This window comes from Pedobacter sp. AC190, assembly GCF_979258025.1.
Genome location: NZ_OZ409824.1, coordinates 694,606 through 719,845 on the forward strand (window position 1 = coordinate 694,606; position 25,240 = coordinate 719,845).

The following is a 25,240-nucleotide window of genomic DNA, read 5'->3' on the forward strand; positions in this document are numbered from 1 at the left end:
GATTTTCTCCTACCATTTATAAGTTAACGAAATACCAGGAGCATAAACTAACGTTTTAAATGTACCGTCTAAACCTGTTTCCAAATTCTTTTGCTTACGCGACTTAACGTCCTCAAAGAAAAACGATGCGTTAACCTCAAAGCGACTAGTAGGGGCATATCCAACACCGGCGCTCAATATATAACGATCTGCATCTGGTGCTTCGGGCGTAACATAACCATCTTGAACTGGGGAGAAAGCATAGCCAACACCCGCTCTAAGTGCTAACTTATCTGAAGCTTTGTGATTAACACCTAACTTAAACGAAGAGCCATCACGATAATTACGAGCCGATTTTGTATCTGCTAAAGCAGGTGTATTTATTGCATAATCAAATGCTAATTCTTTATAAACTCTCCACTGTACCCAACTCGCATCAAATGCTAATGTTGTACTTGATGAAAGCGGAACACCAATACCTAGAGTTGTTGTAGATGGCAAAGGAAGCTCTGCGTTAAATGTATTCCCATCTGGAAAAGATGTTTTCAAAGAATTTGGAACATCAAAAGTTGCTGTTCCACCATCCAATTTAGTTACAACTTTAGACTTATGAACAACAGCAAAAGTAATATTACTCAGAGTATTAATGTATATACCAGCATTCCAGCCATACCCACTTCCAGTACCTTCTAATGTTGCATGACCAGAACGTCCATCAGGAAAATTCACAGGCAATGCACGTTGTAGGTTTACCTCGCCATGGTTATAAACAAAACCTGCGCCAATACCTATACGATCAGTAATTTTAATACTTAAGGTTGGCTGAAAATATATTGCTTTTAAATTTAAAGAGGTTAGTGCGTATTTACCCGACCAATCATTTCCCCAATCCACTAATCCACCAAATGGCGTATAAACACCTAAGCCTAATTTCCACCTGTTTGATTTAGGCCCCCAAACAGCATAAGCTTCGAATGGTGGAGCTATTTTGTTTTTTACGTTCTCCGTAATATTAGAACCTGATTGTTGAAAAGCTGATTTAAATAATAATGGATTAACGCCTGCTGAAATTGAGTTTTTCTCTAAGAAACTAACTGCACCAGGATTAAAAAATACAGAGGCTTCATCTAATGCAAGTGCAGAACCTGCTCCTGCCATACCGATTTGTTTTTGCCCTTGTAAGTTAACCTGGAAACCCTGCCCCAAAACCCATAATGGGGCGGAAAGTAATACGCTCAATAAAATTTTTTTCATTTATATATGGTTATAGCACAAATGTATACTATGCTAACATAGTAATCAAATATTTGTTTAAGTTTCTGTAAAAGAAATTATGCCTGAGCAGTTGGCCCGCCAAAACCCATTGGAAATGGTGGTTCTTCTTGTGTTTTAATACGTCCGTTTATAGCTTCAAATTTTTGAAGATTATCTTCTAAAGCCGCTAATAACCGCTTAGCGTGTTCTGGAGTTAAAATAATTCTCGATTTTACCTTTGCCTTTGGAATACCTGGCATAACGCGTATAAAATCCAAAACAAACTCGGTGTTTGAGTGGGTAATAATTGCAAGGTTAGAAAAAATTCCTTCAGCAATTTCCTCTGATAACTCTATATTTAACTGGTTTTCGTTCTGTTGTTCTTCCATTAAGATTTTAAATAAAATTTGTAATTGATATTAAACTAAGAGCCTTTAAAGGTAATACTTAAGTGCCAAGCTTTAAAATTTATTGAAAACAAAAAAGGGTTGTTCCTTATCGAAACAACCCTTTTTATAAAATGATATGCTATATTAAGCTTCTACTTCTTCTTGTTTCGAAGCTAATAATTTATCGTACTCTTCTTGAGAACCAACGATGATTCTTTCGTAACCACGAACACCTGTTCCCGAAGGAATTAAGTGACCAACAATTACGTTTTCTTTCAAGCCTAACATGTTATCACGTTTACCTGCAATTGCCGCCTCATTTAATACTTTCGTAGTTTCCTGGAACGAAGCCGCAGAAATGAACGATTTAGTACCTAATGATGCTCTTGTAATACCTTGTAAGATAGAACTTGCTGTTGCTGGTCTCGCATCGCGAACCGTAATTTGTTTTAAATCTTTACGTTTCAATTGAGAATTTTCGTCTCTTAATCTACGTAATGAAATAATTTGTCCTGGTTTGATTTCGTTTGAATCACCTGCATCTTCAACAACTTTCTTGTCATACATCGCATCATTCTCGTCAGCGAAATCCCAACGGTCAACTGCATTGTTTTCTAAGAAAATAGTATCACCTGGATCCTCGATGTGAACTTTCTGCATCATCTGGTGAACAATTACCTCGAAGTGCTTATCATTAATTTTTACACCTTGCAAACGGTAAACCTCTTGAATACCATTTACTAAGTATTCTTGAACCGCTGCAGGGCCTTTAATTGATAAGATATCCGCTGGAGAAATTGAACCATCTGATAAAGGCATACCCGCTTTCACAAAGTCATTATCCTGTACAAGGATGTGTTTAGACAATGGAACAAGGTATTTTTTAACTTCACCATCTTTCGATTCGATTGTAATCTCACGATTACCACGTTTAACACCACCTAAAGTTACCACACCATCAATCTCAGTTACTACAGCTGGGTTAGATGGATTACGAGCTTCGAATAACTCTGTTACACGTGGTAAACCACCTGTAATATCTCGGGTTTTACCAGTAGCACGAGGAATCTTCGCAATAATTTGACCAGTTTGGATAGCCTCACCCTCATCAACTGAAACGTGAGCACCTACTGGAATGTTATATCCTTTAATAAATTCACCTTTCTTATCAACGATTTGAACTGAAGGGTTTTTAGTTTTATCACGTGTATCGATAATAACTTTTTCACGGTGACCAGTTTGCTCATCTGACTCTTCACGGAAGGTAACACCTTCTATAATTGCGTCAAATTGTGCTTTACCAGCAAATTCTGAAAGAATAACCGCGTTGTACGGATCCCATGAACAGATTTTATCACCTTTTGATAATTTATCACCTTCTTTTACGAATAAAAATGCACCGTAAGGAATGTTGTTAGTTACAATGATACGTCCAGTTCCTGGTTCAACAATTTTGAACTCACCTGAACGACCTAATACAACCTGAACTGTACCATCTTCTGTTTGTGTATCAACAGTACGAATGTTTTCGAACTCAATAACACCATCAAACTTAGCTACAATGTTCGATTCTGCAGCAATGTTCGATGCAGTACCACCCACGTGGAAAGTACGAAGTGTTAACTGTGTACCTGGCTCACCGATTGACTGTGCAGCAATTACACCTACAGCTTCACCTCTTTGAACACGTTTACCAGATGCTAAGTTACGACCGTAACATAATGAACAAACACCTCTCTTGTTTTCACAAGTTAATACAGAACGAATTTCGATACCTTCTAACGGAGATTCTTCGATTAGTTTTGCAACTTCTTCGTTGATGTCTTCACCAGCACCTACTAATAATGTATTATCTAAAGGATTGTAAACATCATGCAATGAAGTACGTCCTAAAATTCTATCAAATAACGGCTCAACGATATCTTCCTGATCTTTCAATGCAGTAGTGTACATACCTCTTAAAGTACCACAATCTTCTGAATTAACAATCATATCCTGAGCAACATCATGTAAACGACGAGTTAAGTAACCCGCATCCGCCGTTTTTAATGCCGTATCCGCCAAACCTTTACGAGCACCGTGAGTAGAGATAAAATACTCTAATACCGATAAACCTTCTTTAAAGTTTGATAAAATTGGATTCTCGATAATGTCACCACCTGAACCTGATTTTTGAGGCTTAGCCATCAAACCACGCATTCCGCAAAGCTGACGAATCTGCTCCTTAGAACCACGAGCACCCGAATCAAGCATCATGTAAACTGAGTTAAAACCTTGGTTATCTGAAGATAACTGAGTCATAACGAAAGTAGTTAACCTGTTGTTGATACGAGTCCAGATATCGATAATCTGGTTGTAACGTTCGTTGTTGGTAATGAAACCCATGTTATAGTTGTTTCTTACCTCTTCAACTTCAGCAGCTGCTTGTTCTAATAAAGTATGTTTTTCTACAGGAATGTTTACGTCTTGTAAATTGAACGATAAACCTCCTTGGAATGCCATACGGAATCCTAATTCTTTGATATCATCTAAGAATTGAGAAGAACGAGCCATGCCAGTTATTTTTACTACCTCACCGATAATATCTCTTAACGATTTTTTAGTTAATAACTCATTGATATATCCAACTTCTTCTGGAACCAATTGGTTGAATAACACTCTACCAACAGTAGTTTCAGTTAATTTATTAACGATAGAACCATCAGCTTGTTTAACATTTACCCTTACTTTGATAAATGCGTGTAAGTCTAATTCTTTCTCGTTATAAGCAATAATAACCTCTTCTGGTGAATAGAAATTAGAATCTTGTCCTTTTACAACTCTTGTTTCATCAGTTCTACGGCCTTTAGTAATATAATAAAGACCCAAAACCATATCCTGAGAAGGTACTGTAATTGGCGTACCGTTTGCAGGGTTTAAGATGTTATGTGCAGCCAACATTAATACTTGAGCTTCCAAAATTGCTGCGTTACCTAACGGTAAGTGGACAGCCATCTGGTCACCATCAAAATCGGCGTTGAATGCAGTACACACTAATGGGTGTAATTGGATTGCTTTTCCTTCGATTAATTTTGGCTGGAAAGCCTGAATACCTAGTCTGTGTAAGGTTGGAGCACGGTTTAATAATACTGGGTGACCTTTTAATACATTTTCTAAAATATCCCAAACTAATGGATCTTTTCTATCAACGATTTTCTTAGCAGATTTAACTGTTTTTACAACCCCACGCTCAATCATCTTACGAATAATGAACGGTTTGTAAAGCTCAGCAGCCATATCTTTAGGAATACCACACTCGTGTAATTTAAGGCTAGGCCCTACAACAATTACCGAACGAGCTGAATAATCCACACGTTTACCTAATAAATTCTGACGGAAACGACCTTGTTTACCTTTCAAGATATCTGAAAGTGATTTCAAAGCACGGTTACCTTCAGTTTTTACCGCGTTAACTTTACGTGAGTTATCAAATAACGAATCTACAGCTTCCTGTAACATACGTTTTTCGTTACGTAAAATTACCTCTGGTGCTTTAATCTCAATCAAACGTTTTAAACGATTGTTACGGATAATTACACGACGGTATAAATCATTTAAATCTGAAGTAGCGAAACGACCACCTTCTAATGGAACTAAAGGACGTAATTCTGGTGGAATAACCGGAACAATTTTAACAATCATCCATTCAGGACGATTCTCAATACGTGTATTAGCACCACGGAAAGCTTCAACAACCTGAAGACGTTTTAAAGCCTCATTTTTACGTTGCTGAGAAGTTTCGTTAGCTGCCTGGTGACGTAAATCGTAAGATAAAGTATCTAAGTTAATACGCTTTAATAAATCCTCTAATGCTTCAGCACCCATTTTGGCGATGAATTTGTTAGGGTCTTTATCGTCTAAGTATTGGTTTTCTTTAGGTAATTTATCTAAGATATCTAAATATTCTTCTTCTGTTAAGAAGTCCATATAGTTGATACCTTCTTCAGCCATTAAGCCTGATTGAATAACTACGTAACGCTCGTAATAAATAATTAAATCTAATTTTTTAGTAGGCAAACCTAATAAATAACCGATTTTGTTAGGTAAAGAACGGAAATACCAGATATGTGCAACAGGAACCACCAAAGCGATGTGTCCCATACGCTCTCTACGTACTTTCTTTTCAGTTACCTCAACACCACAGCGATCACAAACAATACCTTTATAACGGATACGTTTATATTTACCGCAATGACATTCGTAATCTTTTACCGGACCGAAAATACGCTCGCAAAACAAACCATCACGTTCAGGTTTGTAAGTACGATAGTTAATGGTTTCCGGTTTCAACACCTCACCGCTCGAGCGTTCCAAAATAATTTCTGGAGACGATAAGCTAATCGTGATTGATGTGAAATTGCTTTTTAATTTATTATCCTTTTTGTAAGACATATGCTTTTTTGAGTTAAAAGTTAAAAGTGCAAAGTTGAAAGTAGCCGGAGCTTTAAACTTTCAACTTTTAACTTTATACTTTAGTCTAACGTAATATCTAAACCTAAACCACGCAACTCATGCACCAATACGTTAAACGATTCTGGTACACCAGGAGTTGGCAAGTTTTCACCTTTAACAATGGCTTCGTAAGTTTTGGCTCTTCCGATAACATCATCCGATTTAACGGTTAATATCTCTTGAAGAATATTAGCAGCACCAAATGCCTCTAATGCCCAAACCTCCATCTCACCAAAACGCTGACCACCGAATTGAGCTTTACCACCCAATGGTTGTTGTGTAATTAATGAATATGGTCCGATTGAACGGGCGTGCATTTTATCATCAACCATGTGACCTAATTTCAACATGTAGATAATACCTACAGTTGTAGTCTGATCGAAACGCTCGCCAGTTAAACCATTGTATAAGTAAGTTTTACCCGAAGCAGGAACACCAGCTTTAGCAATCCACTCTTCTACTTCAGTGTGTGTAGCACCATCGAAAATTGGAGTTGCAAATTTAACACCTAATTCCTGACCAGCCCACGCCAAAATAGTTTCGTAAATCTGGCCAAGGTTCATACGTGAAGGTACACCCAGTGGGTTCAACACGATATCAACTGGAGTACCATCGGCTAAGAAAGGCATATCTTCATCACGTACAATACGTGCTACAATACCTTTATTACCGTGGCGACCCGCCATTTTATCACCTACTTTTAACTTACGTTTTTTAGCAACATAAACTTTTGCCATTTGTACAATTCCCGATGGAAGCTCATCACCTACACTAATCGCAAATTTATCGCGTTTGTAAGCTCCAAGCTCTTCGTTAACACGGATACCGTAGTTGTGAAGCAACATTTTAATCATCTCATTTTTGTCGTCATCAGTAGTCCATTTGTTAGGGCTAATGTGCGCAAATTCAAGATCTGCTAAAATTTTCTGAGTAAATTTAGCGCCTTTAGCAACTAATAATTCTTTGTAAATGTTGAATACACCTTGAGATGTTTTTCCATTTACAATCGTGAATAATTTGTCAACTAATTCTGCTTTTAATTTCTCAGTGATATTGTTATATCCTTTGTCTAATTTCTCAATCGCCGATTTCTCTTCAGCTTTTGTAGTTTTCTTAGCACGGCTGAATAATTTAGTATCAATTACCACACCTTGGATTGAAGGAGGAGTTTTTAAAGACGCATCTTTAACATCACCTGCTTTATCACCAAAAATTGCACGTAGTAATTTCTCTTCTGGTGATGGATCAGATTCTCCTTTTGGAGTGATCTTACCAATTAAAATATCACCTTCTTTTACATCAGCACCGATACGGATAATACCGTTTTCATCTAAGTCTTTTGTAGCCTCTTCAGAAACGTTCGGGATATCTGGTGTTAATTCCTCTTCTCCACGTTTAGTATCACGTACTTCTAATTCAAACTCTTCAATATGCAATGAAGTGAAAACGTCATCACGAACAATACGCTCGTTAATTACAATCGCATCCTCAAAGTTGAAACCTTGCCAAGGCATAAATGCCACTTTCAAATTTCTACCTAATGCTAATTCACCATTTTCAGTTGCATAACCCTCGCAAAGTACTTGTCCTTTAGTAACTTTCTGACCTTTCTTAACGATTGGTTTTAAGTTGATACAAGTATTCTGGTTAGTTTTTTTGAACTTAATCAAACGATAAGTTTTGCTATCACCTTCAAATGAAACTAAACGATCATCTTCGTTACGTTCATATTTAATAGTGATTTCGTTAGCATCTACATATTCTACAACACCGTTACCTTCAGCATTGATCAATGTTCTTGAGTCACGAGCAACGCGACCTTCCAAACCTGTACCAACGATTGGTGCTTCAGGACGTAACAATGGTACGGCCTGACGTTGCATGTTCGATCCCATCAAAGCCCTGTTCGCATCATCATGTTCTAAGAACGGAATTAACGAAGCAGCAATTGAAGTAATCTGGTTAGGTGCAACGTCCATCAAGTCTAATTTCTCAGGCTCAATAATCGGGAAGTCACCCTCATAACGTGCTTTAACACGTGGTGTTGTAAATACCCCTTTATCATCATATTCCGCATTAGCCTGGGCGATGGTTTTACCATCTTCATCTTCAGCAGATAAATAAATAACATCTGAATCTACAACTACTTTACCTTCTTCAACACGTTTGTATGGTGTTTCAATGAAACCTAAATTATTGATTTTTGCATGCACACAAAGTGATGAAATTAAACCAATGTTTGGTCCCTCAGGAGTTTCAATAGTACATAAACGACCGTAGTGAGTATAGTGAACGTCACGTACCTCGAAACCAGCACGCTCACGTGATAAACCACCTGGGCCTAATGCTGATAAACGGCGTTTGTGTGTAATCTCTGCCAATGGATTCGTTTGATCCATGAACTGAGATAACTGATTTGTACCAAAGAAAGAGTTGATTACTGATGATAACGTACGAGCGTTAATCAAATCAGTTGGTGTAAACACCTCGTTATCGCGAATGTTCATACGCTCACGGATTGTTCTAGCCATACGAGCTAAACCAACGCCGAATTGTGCATATAACTGCTCACCTACCGTACGTACACGACGGTTTGATAAGTGGTCAATATCATCCACCTCTTCTTTAGAGTTGATCAATTTAATCAGGTATTTAACGATTGCAATAATATCCGCTTTTGTTAAAACCTTTACATCATCAGGTGTATTCATTTTCAACTTACGGTTGATGCGGTAACGACCAACATCTCCTAAATCGTAACGTTTATCCGAGAAGAATAAACGATCAATGATACCACGAGCAGTTTCCTCATCAGGTGGTTCTGCATTACGCAATGCACGATAGATGTTTTCAACAGCCTCTTTTTCTGAGTTTGATGTATCTTTTTGTAATGTATTATAAATAATGGTATAATCTGCCTGGCTAGCACCATCTTCCTTAGAAAGGATAATAGTTTTAACACCTGCTTCGATAACCATATCAATGTGTTCGTCTTCTAAAACGGTTTCTCTTTCAAGAATCACTTCATTACGGTCGATAGAAACTACCTCACCTGTATCTTCATCTACAAAATCTTCAACCCATTTCTTTAAAACTCTTGCTGCAAGTTTGCGACCGATATATTTCTTTAAACCTGATTTACTAACTTTTACTTCGTCAGCAAGATCAAAAAGTTCTAAGATATCTTTATCAGAATCGTAACCGATAGCACGCAATAAAGTGGTAACCGGGAATTTTTTCTTACGATCGATATACGCATACATTACGTTATTAACGTCTGTAGCAAACTCGATCCATGAACCTTTGAAAGGAATAACACGAGCAGAATACAATTTGGTTCCGTTTGTGTGACGGCTCTGGCCGAAGAACACACCTGGAGAACGGTGTAATTGCGAAACGATAACACGTTCTGCACCGTTGATAACAAATGTACCTTTTGGTGTCATATACGGGATAGTACCTAAATACACATCCTGAATAATGGTTTCAAAATCTTCATGTTCAACATCGTTACAAGAAAGCTTAAGCTTTGCTTTTAATGGAACATTGTAGGTTAATCCACGCTCAATACACTCGTGTATATCGTAACGTGGCGGATCAACAAAATAATCAAGAAACTCTAATACGAAGATATTTCTTGAATCTGTTATTGGAAAGTTTTCAGCAAACACTTTAAACAAACCTTCGCTAGAGCGATCGTCTGATGTGGTATCTATCTGGAAAAATTCTCTGAATGATTGCAATTGCACATCCAGAAAATCCGGATAGTCTATAATGTGCTTACTAGTTGCAAAATTTACTCTTTGTTCGACTGTCTTTGCCAATGGACTAAAAGATTTTAGTTTAAGAATAAACTATTTGTTTGGTTCGGGTTTGAAACATTCTCATTAACCAAGCAAAATGAGATGTTTATAAACAGGTAAAGACACCGACATTTTCAGTCGGTGTCTAATACATTTTTAGCTTAGCTAAATTAAGTGCTTACTTAATTTCAACTACTGCTCCAGCTTCTTCTAATTGTTTTTTAAGAGCTTCTGCTTCGTCTTTAGCAACACCAGCTTTTAATTCTTTTGGTGCACCGTCAACTAAGTCTTTAGCTTCTTTCAAACCTAAACCAGTTAAGTCTTTAACAAGTTTTACAACTGCTAATTTCTGACCACCAGCTTCTTTTAAGATTACATCAAAAGATGTTTTTTCTGCAGCAGCAGCAGGTGCATCACCACCAGCAGGAGCAGCAACTACAGCAGCAGCTGCAGGCTCGATACCATACTCATCTTTTAAGATTTGAGCTAATTCATTAACTTCTTTTACTGTTAAGTTTACTAATTGCTCAGCAAACGCTTTTAAATCTGCCATTTTATTAAGATTTTAAAATTTACGTGTGTAATAATTTTGTTTAATTTGCGAACTTAAGGTGTTCGTTAACCTTCTCTCTCTTGTAGAGTTTTAACAATTCCTGCAATTTTGCCTCCGCTTGATTTAAGCGCAGATACAACATTTTTCGCTGGTGATTGTAATAATCCAATGATATCGCCAATAAGCTCTTCTCTCGATTTTAAGCTTACTAAGTTATTCAATTGATCATCACCAACGTATACTGATGAATCTATATATGCTGCTTTAAGCACTGGTTTATCAGAAGTTTTTCTCAAAGTTTTAATCAACTTAGCCGGAGCGTTAGCTGTTTTTGAGAATAATAATGATGAAGAACCTTTAAGGGCTTCGTATATCTCAGAAGCATCACCATCTAAACCTTCAATCGCTTTGCGAATTAAAGAGTTTTTAGCAACCTTCATTACGATATCACCTTCGAAACATTTGCGGCGGATGTTATTGATCTGCTCAACAGAAAGGCTAGATGTATCAGCAATATAAAAATTGCCAAACTCTTGCATTTGTCCTTGTAGTTCTAGAACTACTTCGTTTTTTTCTTCTCTGTTCATGATTAGATCCCCGCTACTGATTTAGTTTCAATTGCAATCCCAGGACTCATTGTAGAAGACACGTGAATGCTTTTAAAATAAGTTCCTTTTGCAGCAGAAGGTTTTAATTTAGAAATAACCTGAATAATTTCAAGTGCATTCTCATAAATTTTATCTGCTGGGAATGATACTTTTCCTATCGAGGCGTGTATGATACCCGTTTTGTCTACTTTAAAATCAATCTTACCTGCTTTAACCTCAGTTACAGCTTTACCAACTTCGTTAGTTACTGTACCTGATTTTGGGTTAGGCATTAAGTTCCTTGGACCTAAAACACGGCCCAATTTACCTACCTTAGCCATACAAGCTGGTGTAGTGATAATAATGTCTACATCGGTCCAACCACCTTCAATTTTAGCTACATACTCGTCTAAACCTACGAAGTCTGCGCCAGCCGCTCTTGCTTCTTCTTCCTTATCAGGAGTTACTAAAGCTAAAACACGTACAGTTTTACCTGTTCCGTGTGGTAAAGTAGCAATACCACGTACCATTTGATTGGCTTTACGCGGATCTACTCCTAAAGATACATCAATATCAACTGAAGCATCGAATTTAGTAGTAGTGATTTCTTTTACCAAAGCAGCCGCATCCTTTAAGGTATAAGCTTTACCAGCTTCTATCTTAGCATGTGCCTTTTTTTGATTTTTAGTTAATTTCGCCACTGTTGTAAACTGTTTTTTAATTAATTGTTCCAGGGTGCGTCACCAGAAACGGTGATTCCCATACTGCGTGCTGTTCCAGCAACCATACTCATTGCAGATTCGATTGTAAATGCATTTAAATCAGGCATTTTATCTTCTGCAATAACTTTAATCTGGTCCCAGGTCACCGACCCAACTTTCTTACGGTTAGGCTCAGCAGAACCACTCTGTAATTTAGTAGCATCTTTTAATTGGATAGCTACTGGAGGGGTTTTGATGATGAATTCGAATGACTTATCAGCATAAACAGTAATTACAACCGGCAATACTTTACCTGCTTTATCTTGGGTACGAGCGTTGTACTGTTTGCAAAACTCCATAATGTTCACCCCTTTAGCACCTAATGCAGGTCCTACTGGTGGCGATGGATTTGCCGCTCCGCCTTTGATCTGTAATTTGATCATTGCACTGACTTCTTTTGCCATTTTGTGTTTTTTGTTTATTTAAAACTCAATGTTAAATATTGGAAGCATGTAACATTTAATTCCTTTTAACTCCTATAAAGCTTAAAGGACTGCAAAGATATGAATAATCTTGCAGTCCTACAATAGATTACAGAAAATAATTATATTAGTTTATTTGTGTAACACTAATAAAATATAAAAGCTCTCCCTTTTGAGGAAAGCTTTTTAATATTTTAATAATTTTAAATCTACAATCGTAAATTAAATTATTCTTTTTCTACTTGCATATAGTTAAGTTCAAGAGGTGTTTTACGACCAAAAATCTTAACCATAACTTTTAATTTTTTCTTTTCTTCGTTAACTTCTTCAATTACACCAGTGAAACCATTAAAAGGACCATCCATTACTTTAATGTTCTCGCCAACGTAGAAAGGAACATTCATCATTTCCCCCTGCTCACTCATCTCATCAACCACACCTAAAATACGGTTAACTTCTGCCTGGCGCATTGGAATTGGATTGCCTGCTTTATCACCTAAAAAGCCGATAACACTATTAATGCCTTTAATAATATGTTCTAACTCACCATCTAAAGTTGCTTCAATTAAAACGTATCCAGGATAAAAGTTACGTTCTTTAGCAATTTTTTTTCCATCTTTCATTTGGTAATATTTTTCCATAGGTATTAAAACCTGAGGTACCAAATGAGAAAAACCTAAACGGCTAATCTCAGCATCAATATACTGTTTTACCTTTTTCTCTTTACCGCTTACCGCTCTTACAACATACCACTTTAATTCGCTCATTATAGTATATTAATTAGAAAGTGATTTGTAAAAAGTATCTAAAACAAAAACAGAACCTTTATCCATTGCAAAAATAATTAATGCAATAATTAAAGAGGCTACTAAAACAAGAACTGCCGAATTTTGAAGTTCTCCCCAAGTAGGCCACGTAACCTTACTGGTCATTTCTTCGTATGATTCTTTTATAAACTCAACTACTTTAGCCATATTTATTATAATGATTAAATGATTGAGTTAGTGAGTGAGAGAATGCCTAACATTCAATCATTAAAACATTCACTAATTCAATCATTATTTTTGGCACGGGAACAAGGATTCGAACCCTGATCAAAGGTTTTGGAGACCTCTATTCTACCGTTGAACTATTCCCGTGTGTATAAAAAAGAGCTAGACTAAACTAGCTCTTTTAATATTATTATAGCTTAAAATTAAGCTAAGATTTCAGTTACCTGACCAGCACCTACTGTTCTACCACCCTCACGGATTGCGAAACGTAGACCTTTTTCCATTGCGATAGGAGAAATCAATTTTACAGAGATTGTAACGTTATCACCTGGCATTACCATTTCAGTTCCTTCAGCTAATGAAATTTCACCAGTTACATCTGTAGTACGGAAATAGAATTGAGGACGATATTTGTTAAAGAATGGTGTGTGACGACCACCTTCTGCTTTTGATAATACATAGATCTCAGCTTTGAAATCAGAGTGAGGAGTTACTGAACCTGGTTTACAGATTACCATACCACGACGGATATCAGTTTTCTCAATACCACGTAATAATAAACCTACGTTATCACCAGCTTCACCGTAATCTAAAATTTTACGGAACATCTCAACACCAGTTACTGTAGATTTTAAGTTCTCAGCACCCATACCTAAGATTTCAACTGGATCACCAGAGTTGATTACACCACGCTCAATACGACCAGTAGCAACAGTACCACGACCAGTAATTGAGAATACATCTTCAACAGGCATTAAGAAAGGAAGATCAGTTAAACGTGGAGGGATTGGAATGTAGTTATCTACAGCTTCCATTAATTCCATAATTTTACCAACCCATTTCGGATCACCGTTTAATCCACCTAATGCAGAACCTTGGATTACTGGAATATCATCACCTGGGAAATCGTAGAATGATAATAATTCACGAACTTCCATTTCAACTAATTCTAATAATTCTGGATCATCAACCATATCCACTTTATTCATGAATACAACTAATGAAGGAACACCTACCTGGCGAGCTAACAAGATGTGCTCACGAGTTTGTGGCATTGGACCATCAGTAGCAGCAACAACGATAATTGCACCGTCCATTTGAGCAGCACCAGTTACCATGTTCTTCACGTAATCCGCGTGACCTGGACAGTCAACGTGTGCATAGTGACGGTTAGCTGTTGAATACTCAACGTGAGCTGTATTGATTGTAATACCTCTTTCTTTTTCCTCTGGAGCAGAGTCAATAGATTCGAATGAACGTGCCTCAGATAAACCTGCATCAGCTAAACATTTTGTAATAGCTGCTGTTAAAGTTGTTTTACCGTGATCGACGTGACCGATTGTACCGATGTTTAAGTGCGGTTTACTGCGGTCAAATTTTTCTTTTGCCATTTTATTTATAACTAATTAGTAGGTTAACTTTTTATTATTTTTTTTATTTATTGTTTTGATGCAATGCAACACAAAAAACCTTGCCTCTTCTGTATTTATAACAGATTTAACAAAGCTATTTACCTGAGCCAACTATGGGAATTGAACCCATGACCTCTTCCTTACCAAGGAAGTGCTCTACCGCTGAGCTAAGTCGGCTTTTTTCTTTTAGCTCATCAGCTCAATTATTCATCGTTCATTAGGTTGCAAATGAACCACTGAACAAACTACCCAATGAACCAAAGAGCGGAAGACGAGGTTCGAACTCGCGACCTATAGCTTGGAAGGCTATCGCTCTACCAACTGAGCTACTTCCGCTTATCAATTTCCGATTGTTGGATTTAGGTTTACAAACTTTCATTCGTAAACCTAAAATCTTCAAATCTAAAATTAATGTGGGGAGAGAAGGATTCGAACCTTCGAAATCTTGCGATAACAGAGTTACAGTCTGTCCCATTTGGCCGCTCTGGAATCTCCCCAACTTTATCCTAAAATGCGAACACTTTACAATAAATAGAGCCTCCTATCGGAATCGAACCAATGACCTACTGATTACAAGTCAGTTGCTCTACCAGCTGAGCTAAGGAGGCTTTAATTTTGCGCAATGATACGAAAAAACTTAATTTTTCATACTATTAACGTGTTTTTTAAAATATTTATCTTTTCACAGAACTTATCCAATTCTTTTTTGAGGTAACCCCCTTTCCGAATTGGAATGCAAATATACACACTTATATTTCTATTCAAAATAAATTTGAAAAAAAATTAGCGAGCTTGATGGCTCGCTAATTTTTTATTCATTTTTTAAGAAAATAGTTGCTTAGTAATCAGATATTTCGCCTTCGCTTAATATTATTTTTTGTTCACTAATTTTTTTTCTAGTTTTCTCCTTATGCTTCGTTATTTGCTTTCTTAATGATTCGATAGCCAGATCGGTGGCCTCTTCAAATGATTTACATTGTTCTTTAGCGAATAAGGTGCCGCCTGGTACAATCAGCTTTATTTCACTGATTTTATTAGCCTCATCTTCTACGTTCTCTAATTTTAAATACACTTCGCCACTAATAATCTGATCAAAAAACTGATCCAGCTTGTTTGCCTTCTTCTGTATAAAATCTAACAACTTACTGTCTGCACTGAAGTGGATTGATTGAACTCCGATTTTCATTTTTCCTCCTTTTTTTACGCCTTTGGATGGGCTTGTTTATAAATTGTTTTTAATCTTTCGATTGAATTGTGTGTGTAAACCTGTGTAGCAGCCAAACTAGAATGCCCTAAAAGCTCTTTAATAGCATTTAAATCGGCACCAGCATTAAGCAAACTCGTTGCATAACTATGCCTTAATACGTGCGGGCTTTTTTTATCACTGGTTGATACAAGACTTAAATAAGAACTTACAATACGATATATTAACTTAGGGTATGCAGCACTACCTGTATTGGTAACGATTAAATTAAGTAAATTGTTATTGAAATTCTGCACCATTTTTGCCTCAACATAGCTATTTAACTGATTAATAAGCTGTTTATTTATAGGTATAATTCTTTCTTTATTTCTTTTACCTAAAACTTTTATCGTTCCGCCATAAGCATCAACATCAGTTTCTTTTAATTGCAATAATTCCGATAATCGCATACCTGTACCAAAAAGTAATTCGATTACTAGGTGATCTCTGACAGAGCTAAAGCTATCGTCGAAAAACTCAGAAGAATCTAAAAGATTATCGATTTTTTGTGTTTCGATAAACACTGGTAAACGTTTAGGGATTTTTGGCGCTTTAACTAAAAGCATCGGGTTTTGGGAAACTTTATCTTCGCGAAGCAAAAATTTATAAAGGCTACGCAATGCAGATATTTTTCGGTTAATGGTAGCAGCCGAAGATTTCGACTCCATTAAATCGACCATATAACTTCTTATATGCGTGTGCTTAACTTCTGGAATACTTAATAAGAATGTGCTTTGGATATAAGTTTCAAATTGGCCTAAATCAGTTTGATAAGAACTTATGGTGTGCTGAGAATAACGTTTCTCGTGTGATATATAAGTTAGAAAACTATTTAACAGCATTTAGTAAATATTAGTTCGGCACTTAGAATGAAGTTACTAATAGTTTTAATATTAAGAAATTATTAACTGAAAATTTTACACAAAAAAAATGCCTTCAGAAAAAATCCTGAAGGCATTTAATAACTTATATCGGTAACAACTATATAGTTGTATCTTGATTCATGTTTTGAATATAAACAGCATGTTTAATTTCAGTACGACGAGCTACAGATTTTTTCTCGTATGCCTGACGGCTACGTAGTTCTCTCAAAACTCCAGTTTTTTCGAATTTCTTCTTGAAACGTTTAAGGGCTTTATCTAATGATTCGCCGTCTTTAATGTTGATAATGATCATAACGCTGAAATACCTCCTCTCGTGGTTTTTAAATTTCCCGTGTTATCGGGGCTGCAAATGTAAGCAAATAATTGAAAATGAGAAAGGATTTCAAAAAAAATATTCATCCATGGCTGATAACATAAAATGCCCTGAAATTTCGTTCAGGGCATTTTATTATTTAAGATGGTTAAATTAATTATCCGTCATAAGTTTATTGTATAATAATTCAGTACCTGATATTGGCCAGATGTACTGCGAAGAACTTGCTGGAACTGCCGAAACATTTCCTTTACCTGGAATTGTTAGACCCAAACGTAACAAATCAGGACTACGCAAACCTTCGCCTAAAAATTCGATATTACGTTCCGTCATAAAAGCATCAAACAAAGCCTGTGGACTAGCAAAATTTGCTGCAGTAAAAACAGTAGTCGCATCCGATCGGCCTCTTACGGCGTTTAGTAAACCTATACTCTGTGCATCCAAAGCATTTAAACTTCTGGCTCTTGCCTCGCCCAGATTCAGCAATACTTCTGCATATCTAATTACTGGAACATAATCTGCATAACCCGCAGCAGCAAGCGTTGGAAATTTCGACATATACGGCAAACCTCCTGATAAAGTAATAAAGCTCCTTCTTCTATCAGTTGCCTTATATCCTGCATCACCAATTATTCCTGTTGGATTTAAAGAATATAATTTTACTCCAAAAAAGTAAGAACCTAAAGCACTTTGACCTCCTCCTGCTTCTGTTCCAGTTACAAACGGCATCGATAAAATAGATTCGCTGGTTGTGTATGGTGTCTTAAATACATTGGTAATATCGCTTTGCAAAGCCAGTGACACACCACTCGATGCAACATATGGTGCGGTTGTACTTACAATTTTATTGGCTTCGGTTATTACATCTGCATAACGCTGCATCGTTAAATAAACCCTTGTTTTAAATGCAATTGCTGTATTTCTATGCGCCCTGGTTACATTGGTAACTGCAGTTGTACCGTAGCTAAGTGGTAATTCGGTTTCTGCTTCATTTAAATCTTTTAAAATCTGAGTATAAACCTGAGCAACTGTACTTCTTGCTAAATCATAATTACCAGCAACGGAATTTCCTGTTAAACGCAAAGGTAATCCTGGTTTACTACCCAAGCCATCATAATATGGCCTGGCGTAGAGCTGGAGCAAACTATAATAACTTATAGCACGAACCAATTTGGCTTCGGCCACATAATTCTTTGTCAGATCTGCACCAACTACCGATACTCCTTTTACCGCCATACCATCAATAAAAAGGTTGCATCTATTTATTGTACTATAAGCCGAAGCCCAGAAATCAGTTACTTCTTGAGCACCATTACCTAGTGTATAGTTATAAGTTTGATAAGCCGTTACTGAGTTACTGCTTTGAGCAAGAAAGTTATCTGCACGAAGCTCATTATAAATAAGGTATCTGCTTCCATAAAAATCGCCAGCTCTTAAACCTGCATATAAGCCTAAAACCTGTCCCTGAATTCTTCCAACAGTAGAGAATTGTGCATAATCTAATGTTGCAACAGCTGTTTGCGATTCGGGCGTAAGCAACGATTTCTTGCAGCTTGTTAATAACGAAAGCGATACACAAACAATATATATTAATTTCTTTTTCATATCTATTGATTAAAAATTTAAAACTTAACCGATAAACCTGCAGTAAATGCACGTCCATTTCCAACAGAATTCCTTTCAACACCTGGAGAAGCATTACCTCCAACTGAGTTTCCGTTTGATGAAACTTCGGGATCTGAACCAGGATATTTAGTTAAAATTAAAAGGTTACTACCACTAACGTACAGTCTTGCACTTGCAAGCTTCAATTTTGCAACAGCACTTTTTGGAATGGTGTAACCAAAAGTCGCACTTCTAAGTTTTAGGAAATCACCTTTAAAAACATTAATATCAATCGGAAACGATGACCCGTTTGATACGTTATCTCCGTTAACGATTTTCGGAATATCAGTTTCCTGTCCTGGAGTAGTCCATCTATTCAACATATCGGTTGAGTTATTCCAGAAACGCTGATCTCTTAAGCCAGAGTTCGTTCCATAATAAATGTAGAAACCTAATTGGTAGGTAAAGGTTAAATCTAAATCGAATTGTTTATATCTGAATGTATTATTAAAACCTCCAGAAAACTTTGGTTGAGTGTTTTTATAGGGAATACCATCGTTATTTAATGAAATACCGTTTCTTGCTTCAGTTCCGTCTTCATAAGAATATCTAAATTGGCCTGCAGGCGCAACTTGTTGATATAATACTTTTCTCCCTGTTGATTTTTCAATAAAGATTCTTCTTCCTGTTGCAGGATCAACACCAGCGGTTTGAACTGCATAAATCATACCCAACGGACCGCCAACTTTAGAAATACTTGCAGATTCCAATGAAGATGTAGCCTGAATAAACTGAGTTAAACCTTCTGATAATGACAAGATTTCATTCTTGTTGTAAGAGATGTTAAAAGATGGAGACCAGCTGAAGCTTTCAGTTCGCACAGCATCTGCATTAATAGCCAGTTCAAGCCCTTTATTATACATAGATGCAATGTTTAATTGTGGAGTACTTGGTAAACCAGCCGAAGGAACCTGAGGCACGTTATAGATCAAGCCATCAAGTGTGTTTTTGTAATATGCCGCTTCTACAGTAATCCTATCATTTAAAATTCCAAAATTAAAACCAAGGTCTAACTTTTTACTTTCTTCCCAACCAATCTGATCATTTCCCGTTTGATTAGGAACTAACGTTGAAGCACCATTATATAAGCCCGTTGAATAGAATGAATACGAAGCCAAATTCCCTAAGCCACTTGTATTACCAACAGTACCATACGATCCTCTGATTTTGAAACTTGTAAAGGTTTTATCAAGTCCAATTTTCGACCAGAATTTTTCTCTTGCAATTTCCCATCCTAGGGCAACACCATAGAACACACCTTTTTTATTATCAGCTCCAAAAGCCGAGTATTCATCCTGACGTACGTTAGCATTAACGTAATATTTCTTATCGTAATTATAAGTTAAACCGCTAAAAAAAGACACCAGATAATTTTCGCCCATGTTGGCAACATTTACAGCGGGGGTTGCATAACCAGCTGCAAATACATTAAATGCTGGATCGGATAAGGTTGTACGGGAAGCGCCAAACCCTAATGAAGTACTTCTCTGTTGTTCGTTACCCAACAAAAGTGAGAAATTATGTTTTTCTCCAAAAGTTTTATCTGCCTGGATAGTATTCGTTAATACCCAACGCTTATTCTTATTTAAACTTTCTGCAGCAGAACCACCAGAAGCAGCAGAACCTCCATTGATCGGGTTTGCAAAAGAATCATTATCTGAAAAGATATAATCTATACCATAAACAGATTTTGCATTTAACCAAGGTGTAATATTGGCTTGTAAATAAATATTCGATTGGATGTGATTGATCTCGTTATTGGAACGATCGAGATTTAAGACAGCAGCAGGATTATAAAAACCAACATCGGAACCAACATTTGCCCCTCTGCCAATCGTAGTCGCATTAAAAACACTATAACTTCCATCATTATTATAAGGAGAAACGTTTGGCGCAGTTACAATCGCTAAACGACCAAGACCGCCAGTTCCAAATGCTTCGCCTGCAAGAGAACCTGTAGAGGTCGCCGATAAATTTTCTTCATTTGAATAAGATATTTTACCACCAATAGTAAAAATTTTACCCTCCCGGTGATCAACTTTAAACAAGCCTGCTTTCCTGGTGTAATCATTATTTACTACAATACCCTGTTGTTTGGTATAACTTCCAGACATATAGTAATTGGTGGATTCGGTTCCACCAGAAATACTTACCGAATTATTATGCGAATAGCCTGTTCTATAAATATAATCATACCAATTTGTGTTAATTACATTTCCAGCGGCATCATTCGACAAAGCAAAATATCTTCTGTTAGCTGGGTTTGCATTTGTGTTATCGAAAGTTCCTGCATTTCTTAAACCTTCGTTTTTTAAATCTGTATACTGATATGCATCCAAAAGTTCAGGTAAACCCCTGGCTTTGGTAGAACCTACCCACGAATCGTATGAAACAACAGCTTTACCAGGCTTGCCTTTTTTAGTGGTAATAACAATTACACCATTTGCACCGCGGCTACCATAAATAGCTGAAGCTGCAGCATCTTTTAAAACCTCGAGTCGCTCAATATCATTAGGATTAATACTTGATAGTGCATTACCTGGTGCACTTGTTCCACTTACATCACCTGTATAAGTAGCTACACCATCAACAATTATTAAAGGATAAGAACTTAATGAAATTGAATTTGTACCACGGATACGGATTACTGGAGGATTATTTAAAACTCCATTTGGGATAGTTATCTGAACACCCGCAGCCTTACCACCCAAAGCCTGGTCAAAGCTTTGAACTGGTTTATTTTCTAGTTGCTTCCCAGTAATGGTTGAGATTGAACCAATATTATCTGCTTTTCTTAAAGTTGTATAGCCTGTAACAACAACATCAGTTAATGAATTACTTTCTTCTTCAAGCTGTGCGTTTAACGTAGCTCCTTTTAAAGGGAGTGTTTTACCAGCATAACCGATGAACCTAAAGGTAAGTGAAGTTGTGTTACTGGGTACGGAAATGGAATATGCACCATCTGCCCCAGTTTGAGCCGCAATTCTAACTCCTGGAACAGTTACTGAAACACCAGGTATTGGAAGTCCATCTTTCTCGGCTGTAACTTTTCCGGTAATCGTTTTTTGCTGTGCCCGAACTGAAAAGCTCAGCACAACAAGAAGAAACAAAACTAGTAGTTTTTCTTTCATACATTTAATTTTAGGTTATTGATTAATTATATATTGAGGAAAATTGTATTCTAGCACAAAATAAACCCATCAAATCGCCTAAGCAAGCCCTAAGACTCACTAAACACATGAAAAACTCCCCTATCTGATTTAAAAAACACCTATAAACAAAAAAATATCACATATATATGTAGAAAACTAGTTAAATTTTCTTCAAAACATGTAATATTTGGCTAAAAATAGATTGTTTTTGGTTTGGTTTTCTAAAAAAACAAAAAATAAATTTAAAAAAAGAATAAAATATAAAATTTAACTAAAAAAATATCTAAATATTAGCGATAAAATCAAAAACAAAACAAATAATACCCACAACAAAACCAAAAAGACCAAAAATAAATGCAAAACTTAACATTAAACATCATTTAATTAAAAAATAACGACTAATAAAAGCGAAAGAACCTATCATAATATTTATTATTTCCAATTTGTAGTAATATTATATAGTTTTCTTACTTTTAGTTGTAAAAACAGTAGAAAAATGACCTCAGGAAAAAAAATTATCGGCCTAATTATCTTAATTGCAGTTTTAGTAATTGCAGGAATAGCATACTACCGCTACTTTTTTGTTTTCGGAGAAGGCGTAAAAGCAGGAGAACTTAACTATGTAGTAAAAAAAGGCTATATGTTTAAAACATATGAAGGCAAACTGATTCAAAGCGGCATAAAATCAAGACAGACTGGAACATTACAGAATAACGAATTCGAGTTTTCTATTGGCAGTAAAGAAATTGCGGAAAAGATGATGGCCAATAGTGGCAAATTTTACGAGTTACATTATAAAGAATACAAAAATACTTTACCATGGAGAGGTTTCACAGTATATGTTGTAGATAGTGTAATTTCTGTTAAAGATTTACCGCAATAGTCATTTCTTTCTCTTCGAAATACAATTCATTAGTAGAAAATATAAATTATCCAGGCAAAAAAAATCCGGACGCGATTAAACGATCCGGATTACTCATAATATATTTGGTTTGTTGTTTCTTTATTAACCAAGCTTTCTGCTTTGGTGTTTAAGCCATTAGCTTAATATTTCTCTTGCTATTACAATCTTCTGAATTTCGGATGTACCCTCGCCTATTGTACATAACTTACTATCGCGATAGAACTTTTCTACAGGGAAGTCTTTTGTATATCCATAACCTCCAAAAATCTGCACGGCCTCGGTCGATACCTTTACAGCTACTTCAGATGAAAAGTATTTTGCCATTGCCGATTCCTTTGTCATAGGTAAATGCCTGTTTTTTAAATCTGCTGCCTGGCGAATCAATAACTCTGCCGCCTCAATTTCCGTTGCCATATCAGCAAGCTTAAAACTAATAGCCTGAAAACTCGAAATCGGTTGCCCAAATTGCTGACGTTGTTTGGAGTATGACACCGCAGCATCAAAAGCACCCTTTGCAATTCCTAAACCCAAAGCTGCGATAGAAATCCTTCCACCATCTAAAACTTTCATCGCCTGTTTAAAACCTTCACCAACGTTACCAAGCAAATTCGCTTTAGGTACACGGCAGTTATCAAAAATCATTTCAGTAGTTTCTGATGCACGCATACCTAATTTATTTTCTTTTTTCCCTGCAGAAAAACCAGGTGTACCACGCTCTACAACTATTGCTGAAATTCCTTTCGAACTCCCCTGCTCGCCAGTACGAACCATAACTACTGCAATATCTCCACTTTTGCCATGAGTGATCCAGTTTTTTGATCCATTAATAATATAGTCATCACCATCTTCAACTGCAGTTGTCATCATTCTCAAGGCATCAGAACCTGTATTTGCCTCTGTTAAACCCCAAGCCCCAATCCATTCTGCTGTTGCAAGTTTTGGTAACCATTTCTGTTTTTGTTCTTCATTACCAAAAGCTAAAATGTGCCCAGTACAAAGTGAGTTATGTGCAGCAAGCGATAAACCTATCGAACCACAAACTCTAGAAACTTCAACAATAACATCAACATATTCCTGATAACCCAAACCCGAGCCACCATACTCTTCAGGCACCAACACGCCCATTAAACCCAAATCCCCTAATTGCTTAAACAACTCCACAGGAAAAATCTGTGCCTCATCCCATTCCATTATATTCGGACGAATGTGCTTTTCGGCAAAATCCCGAACCATTGCCTTAACATTTACCTGCGTTTCAGTTTCTGAAAAATTATAGCTTACGCTCATTAATTTATATTTTTTATGTAGTTAGTTGCGGCAATGATAAACATTTATTTCATAGTTGTTTACCATTAAATATTTGTGCAATTGCAGAATGAAATGGTATTTGGTTCAATTAGTTTATACATTAATTTTAAACCCCTCAAAAGATATCAAAAAAATAAATATTTTTTTTATTGCCTTAATGCTACAATTTAGCATTAAACTGCTTTTCATACTAATAAGTAAGATATGGAGCAATTTTCTCAATAATTTGAGGACTAAGAATTAAAACCTTTTTCAAATCGTTTGCATCATTATAATTACCATGCTGTTTACGAAATTGAATAATAGCATTTATTTGTTTGTAAGATAAATAGGGTGAACTTTTTAATGCATTAAAATCGGCAACATTAATATTAACAGTTCTTATAACAGCAGAATTAATGGAAATCTGGTCTTTTATTTCTGCATACTTTAACGAATCCAAACCATAAACTTCCATAAGCTGTTCTTTTTTATGGAAACCACCTAACCTTTCGCGATATTTAAGAATCCTTAAAGCAAAAGAAGGTCCAATTCCCTTTATTTCATCAAGTTGGGCTGAATCTGCACGATTAACATCAACCACAACCAAAGCTTTCTTAACGTATTCCTTTTTATCATATGGAAAATATTTTTTGAGAAAAGTCGAATTTTGATTATCAATTTCAACATACGGCAAGAGCTTTTTATACATTTCGGGCGAAATGGTATACATTTTTTGTAAATCTTCAGCCTTAAAAAACTTCCCCCCTTTTTTTGTATAATTTACAATTGATTGAGCTTGTTTTGGAGATAAACCAAGTGTTTGCCAGCCTTCTAAATCTATCGTATTCGGATCGAACTTAAATAATTTAGGTGCACTTTTCAGACTTGAGTTTTCAATTCGATCTCTTGTGTAATTGTAACTTTGCTCATCTGCTATTGTTAATTTTTGGATGGAGGCTAACAAATTTCCATTATCTTTTTCAACAGGTTTATAATAATTGTATATTAACGGAAAGGATTTTAAAACAATTATAATTACGATTAAGAACACTAATCCGTTGAATTCTCCTTTACTAAAACCGAAGTATTTATTGAGCCAAATTCTCATAATGCGATATGACATGCTTATTATAAATATAAATCTTA

At 36.2% G+C, this 25,240-nt stretch carries 19 protein-coding genes and 5 tRNA genes; 1 reads left to right on the forward strand and 23 read right to left on the reverse strand.

Translation table 11 applies throughout. The features are described from left to right. Nucleotides 1-9: 9 nt before the first annotated feature. From ACZZZI_RS03105 to ACZZZI_RS03205, 21 genes are all read right to left on the reverse strand, one after another. Nucleotides 10-1,233: an OmpP1/FadL family transporter gene (locus ACZZZI_RS03105; RefSeq protein ID WP_316759367.1), complete on the reverse strand. Its 1,224-nt coding sequence runs from the start codon at nucleotides 1,231-1,233 to the stop codon at nucleotides 10-12. A gap of 77 nt (nucleotides 1,234-1,310) precedes the next feature. Beyond that, nucleotides 1,311-1,622 carry a DUF3467 domain-containing protein gene (locus tag ACZZZI_RS03110; protein WP_316759370.1) on the reverse strand — a complete coding sequence of 104 codons (312 nt, stop codon included), beginning with the start codon at nucleotides 1,620-1,622 and terminating at the stop codon, nucleotides 1,311-1,313. Nucleotides 1,623-1,766: 144 nt separating this feature from the next. Then, nucleotides 1,767-6,053: a DNA-directed RNA polymerase subunit beta' gene (rpoC, locus tag ACZZZI_RS03115; protein ID WP_316759373.1), complete on the reverse strand. Its 4,287-nt coding sequence runs from the start codon at nucleotides 6,051-6,053 to the stop codon at nucleotides 1,767-1,769. Between the two features lie 80 nt (nucleotides 6,054-6,133). Continuing rightward, nucleotides 6,134-9,937, reverse strand: coding sequence for a DNA-directed RNA polymerase subunit beta (rpoB, locus tag ACZZZI_RS03120; protein ID WP_316759376.1), 3,804 nt, complete (start codon nucleotides 9,935-9,937; stop codon nucleotides 6,134-6,136). Nucleotides 9,938-10,094: 157 nt separating this feature from the next. Continuing rightward, entirely contained in the window at nucleotides 10,095-10,469 is a 375-nt protein-coding gene (rplL, locus tag ACZZZI_RS03125) for a 50S ribosomal protein L7/L12 (protein ID WP_316759378.1), read from the reverse strand. A 65-nt stretch (nucleotides 10,470-10,534) separates the two neighbouring features. Continuing rightward, on the reverse strand, nucleotides 10,535-11,056 hold the full coding sequence (gene rplJ / locus ACZZZI_RS03130) for a 50S ribosomal protein L10 (protein ID WP_231462586.1): 522 nt from the start codon (nucleotides 11,054-11,056) through the stop codon (nucleotides 10,535-10,537). 2 nt (nucleotides 11,057-11,058) lie between these two features. Beyond that, nucleotides 11,059-11,757 carry a 50S ribosomal protein L1 gene (gene rplA / locus ACZZZI_RS03135; RefSeq protein WP_316759381.1) on the reverse strand — a complete coding sequence of 233 codons (699 nt, stop codon included), beginning with the start codon at nucleotides 11,755-11,757 and terminating at the stop codon, nucleotides 11,059-11,061. Nucleotides 11,758-11,777: 20 nt separating this feature from the next. Continuing rightward, complete coding sequence (gene rplK, locus ACZZZI_RS03140) at nucleotides 11,778-12,221, reverse strand: 50S ribosomal protein L11 (RefSeq protein ID WP_132529141.1); 444 nt, start codon at nucleotides 12,219-12,221, stop codon at nucleotides 11,778-11,780. Nucleotides 12,222-12,466: 245 nt separating this feature from the next. Then, on the reverse strand, nucleotides 12,467-13,006 hold the full coding sequence (nusG, locus tag ACZZZI_RS03145; protein ID WP_316759389.1) for a transcription termination/antitermination protein NusG: 540 nt from the start codon (nucleotides 13,004-13,006) through the stop codon (nucleotides 12,467-12,469). 9 nt (nucleotides 13,007-13,015) lie between these two features. Then, nucleotides 13,016-13,213: a preprotein translocase subunit SecE gene (gene secE / locus ACZZZI_RS03150; RefSeq protein WP_316759392.1), complete on the reverse strand. Its 198-nt coding sequence runs from the start codon at nucleotides 13,211-13,213 to the stop codon at nucleotides 13,016-13,018. A 91-nt stretch (nucleotides 13,214-13,304) separates the two neighbouring features. Beyond that, a tRNA-Trp gene (locus tag ACZZZI_RS03155) sits at nucleotides 13,305-13,378 on the reverse strand. 56 nt (nucleotides 13,379-13,434) lie between these two features. Next, the gene (tuf, locus tag ACZZZI_RS03160) at nucleotides 13,435-14,622 is read right to left on the reverse strand and encodes an elongation factor Tu (protein ID WP_316759394.1); all 1,188 of its coding nucleotides are present in this window, start codon (nucleotides 14,620-14,622) and stop codon (nucleotides 13,435-13,437) included. A 126-nt stretch (nucleotides 14,623-14,748) separates the two neighbouring features. Continuing rightward, nucleotides 14,749-14,820, reverse strand: a tRNA-Thr gene (locus tag ACZZZI_RS03165). An 86-nt stretch (nucleotides 14,821-14,906) separates the two neighbouring features. Then, nucleotides 14,907-14,979, reverse strand: a tRNA-Gly gene (locus tag ACZZZI_RS03170). A 78-nt stretch (nucleotides 14,980-15,057) separates the two neighbouring features. Beyond that, nucleotides 15,058-15,140: transfer RNA gene (locus ACZZZI_RS03175), tRNA-Tyr, on the reverse strand. 38 nt (nucleotides 15,141-15,178) lie between these two features. Next, nucleotides 15,179-15,251 (reverse strand) — tRNA-Thr (locus ACZZZI_RS03180). 230 nt (nucleotides 15,252-15,481) lie between these two features. Further along, nucleotides 15,482-15,829, reverse strand: a complete 348-nt coding sequence (gene hpf / locus ACZZZI_RS03185) for a ribosome hibernation-promoting factor, HPF/YfiA family (RefSeq protein WP_316759395.1) — start codon at nucleotides 15,827-15,829, stop codon at nucleotides 15,482-15,484. Between the two features lie 14 nt (nucleotides 15,830-15,843). Further along, nucleotides 15,844-16,728, reverse strand: coding sequence for a tyrosine-type recombinase/integrase (locus ACZZZI_RS03190; protein WP_316759396.1), 885 nt, complete (start codon nucleotides 16,726-16,728; stop codon nucleotides 15,844-15,846). Between the two features lie 139 nt (nucleotides 16,729-16,867). Next, nucleotides 16,868-17,062 carry a 30S ribosomal protein S21 gene (rpsU, locus tag ACZZZI_RS03195; RefSeq protein WP_231462547.1) on the reverse strand — a complete coding sequence of 65 codons (195 nt, stop codon included), beginning with the start codon at nucleotides 17,060-17,062 and terminating at the stop codon, nucleotides 16,868-16,870. 174 nt (nucleotides 17,063-17,236) lie between these two features. After that, nucleotides 17,237-18,688 (reverse strand): RagB/SusD family nutrient uptake outer membrane protein, encoded by a 1,452-nt coding sequence (locus tag ACZZZI_RS03200; protein ID WP_316759398.1) that lies wholly within the window; start codon nucleotides 18,686-18,688, stop codon nucleotides 17,237-17,239. A gap of 17 nt (nucleotides 18,689-18,705) precedes the next feature. Then, the gene (locus ACZZZI_RS03205) at nucleotides 18,706-21,879 is read right to left on the reverse strand and encodes a SusC/RagA family TonB-linked outer membrane protein (RefSeq protein ID WP_316759399.1); all 3,174 of its coding nucleotides are present in this window, start codon (nucleotides 21,877-21,879) and stop codon (nucleotides 18,706-18,708) included. 517 nt (nucleotides 21,880-22,396) lie between these two features. Here ACZZZI_RS03205 and ACZZZI_RS03210 point away from each other — a divergent pair. Then, nucleotides 22,397-22,783 (forward strand): hypothetical protein, encoded by a 387-nt coding sequence (locus ACZZZI_RS03210; protein WP_316759402.1) that lies wholly within the window; start codon nucleotides 22,397-22,399, stop codon nucleotides 22,781-22,783. Nucleotides 22,784-22,939: 156 nt separating this feature from the next. Here ACZZZI_RS03210 and ACZZZI_RS03215 read toward each other — a convergent pair whose 3' ends face one another. Both ACZZZI_RS03215 and ACZZZI_RS03220 read right to left on the reverse strand, forming a co-directional pair. After that, nucleotides 22,940-24,091, reverse strand: coding sequence for an acyl-CoA dehydrogenase (locus tag ACZZZI_RS03215; protein WP_316759406.1), 1,152 nt, complete (start codon nucleotides 24,089-24,091; stop codon nucleotides 22,940-22,942). 211 nt (nucleotides 24,092-24,302) lie between these two features. Beyond that, nucleotides 24,303-25,202, reverse strand: a complete 900-nt coding sequence (locus ACZZZI_RS03220; protein ID WP_463488541.1) for a ComEA family DNA-binding protein — start codon at nucleotides 25,200-25,202, stop codon at nucleotides 24,303-24,305. Nucleotides 25,203-25,240 lie beyond the last annotated feature (38 nt).

What these genes read in the sequence shown, in the direction of transcription:
- ACZZZI_RS03105 (WP_316759367.1), bottom strand. Translation starts at nt 1,233, where the DNA reads ATGAAAAAAATTTTATTGAGCGTATTACTTTCCGCCCCATTATGGGTT.
- ACZZZI_RS03110 (WP_316759370.1), bottom strand. Translation starts at nt 1,622, where the DNA reads ATGGAAGAACAACAGAACGAAAACCAGTTAAATATAGAGTTATCAGAG.
- rpoC (WP_316759373.1), bottom strand. Translation starts at nt 6,053, where the DNA reads ATGTCTTACAAAAAGGATAATAAATTAAAAAGCAATTTCACATCAATC.
- rplL (WP_316759378.1), bottom strand. Translation starts at nt 10,469, where the DNA reads ATGGCAGATTTAAAAGCGTTTGCTGAGCAATTAGTAAACTTAACAGTA.
- rplJ (WP_231462586.1), bottom strand. Translation starts at nt 11,056, where the DNA reads ATGAACAGAGAAGAAAAAAACGAAGTAGTTCTAGAACTACAAGGACAA.
- rplK (WP_132529141.1), bottom strand. Translation starts at nt 12,221, where the DNA reads ATGGCAAAAGAAGTCAGTGCAATGATCAAATTACAGATCAAAGGCGGA.
- nusG (WP_316759389.1), bottom strand. Translation starts at nt 13,006, where the DNA reads ATGAGCGAATTAAAGTGGTATGTTGTAAGAGCGGTAAGCGGTAAAGAG.
- secE (WP_316759392.1), bottom strand. Translation starts at nt 13,213, where the DNA reads ATGGCTAAAGTAGTTGAGTTTATAAAAGAATCATACGAAGAAATGACC.
- tuf (WP_316759394.1), bottom strand. Translation starts at nt 14,622, where the DNA reads ATGGCAAAAGAAAAATTTGACCGCAGTAAACCGCACTTAAACATCGGT.
- hpf (WP_316759395.1), bottom strand. Translation starts at nt 15,829, where the DNA reads ATGAAAATCGGAGTTCAATCAATCCACTTCAGTGCAGACAGTAAGTTG.
- ACZZZI_RS03190 (WP_316759396.1), bottom strand. Translation starts at nt 16,728, where the DNA reads ATGCTGTTAAATAGTTTTCTAACTTATATATCACACGAGAAACGTTAT.
- rpsU (WP_231462547.1), bottom strand. Translation starts at nt 17,062, where the DNA reads ATGATCATTATCAACATTAAAGACGGCGAATCATTAGATAAAGCCCTT.
- ACZZZI_RS03200 (WP_316759398.1), bottom strand. Translation starts at nt 18,688, where the DNA reads ATGAAAAAGAAATTAATATATATTGTTTGTGTATCGCTTTCGTTATTA.
- ACZZZI_RS03205 (WP_316759399.1), bottom strand. Translation starts at nt 21,879, where the DNA reads ATGAAAGAAAAACTACTAGTTTTGTTTCTTCTTGTTGTGCTGAGCTTT.
- ACZZZI_RS03210 (WP_316759402.1), top strand. Translation starts at nt 22,397, where the DNA reads ATGACCTCAGGAAAAAAAATTATCGGCCTAATTATCTTAATTGCAGTT.
- ACZZZI_RS03215 (WP_316759406.1), bottom strand. Translation starts at nt 24,091, where the DNA reads ATGAGCGTAAGCTATAATTTTTCAGAAACTGAAACGCAGGTAAATGTT.
- ACZZZI_RS03220 (WP_463488541.1), bottom strand. Translation starts at nt 25,202, where the DNA reads ATGAGAATTTGGCTCAATAAATACTTCGGTTTTAGTAAAGGAGAATTC.